Raw genomic sequence first — 1,499 nt, 5'->3', positions numbered from 1 at the left:
ACTCCACCCGCACCCGCTCCAGCTCCGCCCGCGCCCGCCACGCACCCGCGCCGTCGTCACGCGCCTGCGCCAGCAGCAGGTCCACCGAGCGCTCGCCCGCCTCCCCGTAGCGCGCCAGCTGTGTGAGCCAAGGTCGCACCTCCGCCGCCAGCGCCCCGTCCGCCACCGACGCCAGATCGGCCCGTGCGGTGCGCATCGCGCGGAACTCCGGCCGCAGTCGCTCCGCCGCGCGCGCCAGCGCCTTGCCGTCGCGCGACTCGTACGCGCGCCACAACTCCGCCAGTCGCGGCCGCAGATACGCCGATTCCTCGGCGCCCAGCACCGAAGACACAGAGTTCGCGGCGAGCGTCCGCAGCGCCGCGCGCGACTTCCCCGACCCGCCCGCCAGGTCGTCGACCGCCGCCCGCCAGGAGGCCTGCGCGTCGTAACCGCGCGGATTCCAGGCGTAGTCCGCCGCCGTGAAGAGCGGGATGCGGGAAGCCAGCGGCTGCTGCATCGCGTTGCTGAGGACCGCCGCCGAGCGGATCGCCACCGCGGGTTCGCGGCCTTGGTACGGGCCGAGGAAGACGCGGTCGTCGGCGTAGTCGTTGATGGGGTAGTTGTCCTGGGTGAGCAGCGGGTGGCGGAAGGTCTTCTCGGCGGCGGCGAATTCGCCGCCGGTGATCGTCCGCGGTACGACGCCGACGCCCGACCACACCACCTCGACGCGGTCGTGCAGCGCCGCCGCGAGCGCCTTGCGGTACGCGGTCGAGCCCTCCTGGTAGAACTCCGTCGGCATCAGCGACAGCGGCGCCGCCGACGGGTGCCGCTCCGCGAGGTGCGCGGCGAGCGCGTTCGCCGTACGGGCCTGGGCCTCAGCCGCCGCCTTCGGGCCTTCCCCGAACTCCTCGCGGTCGGCGCCGCAATGCCACTCGCTATAGCTCACATCCTGCAGCTGCAGCTGGAACGCCCGCACCCCCAGCGCCCACATCGCGTCGACCTTGCGCAGCAGATCGCGCCGGTCGCGCTCGGAGGAGAAGCAGAAGCGCTGCCCCGGCTGCACCGCCCAGGCGAGGGTGACGTGATTGGCGCGGGCGCGCGCGGCCAGCTCGCGGAAGTCGGCGCGCTGCCCCGCGGGGTACGGGTCGCGCCAGCGGGCCTGGCGGTACGGGTCGTAGCCCGGGGCGTAGAGGTACCGGTTCTGCTTCGTGCGGCCGAGGAAGTCGAGTTGGTCCAGCCGCTGTGACTGCGTCCAGGGCTCCCCGTAGAAACCCTCGGTCACGCCGCGCACGGCGGTACCCGGCCAGTCGCGGACGGCGAGCGCGGGCAGCTCACGGCCGGCGGAGCGGCCGTCGCCGCCCGGTGCGGAGCCCGCCGCCGAGGCCAACTGCCGCAGCGTCTGCTGCAGCGAGAGGGAGTAGGTCTCGACGAAGGCGTGCAGGATGTTCTTCTTCACCTGGGCGTAGGAACGCTCCCAGTTGGGGTTGCGCTCGTCGTCCTCACCGGTCCAGGTGTGGCGC

1 protein-coding gene is annotated in these 1,499 nt (G+C 73.6%); it reads right to left on the bottom strand.

All coding sequences use genetic code 11. The features are described from left to right. The coding region (locus tag G5C51_RS41900) for a protein O-GlcNAcase (protein WP_206314892.1) at positions 1–1,499 on the bottom strand (1,499 nt) is incomplete at both ends.

It is taken from the genome of Streptomyces coryli, from assembly GCF_011044975.1.
Classification (GTDB): domain Bacteria; phylum Actinomycetota; class Actinomycetes; order Streptomycetales; family Streptomycetaceae; genus Streptomyces; species Streptomyces coryli.
The sequence above is the reverse complement of the archived record's forward strand: the minus strand, read 5'-3'. Positions and strand labels throughout refer to the sequence as shown.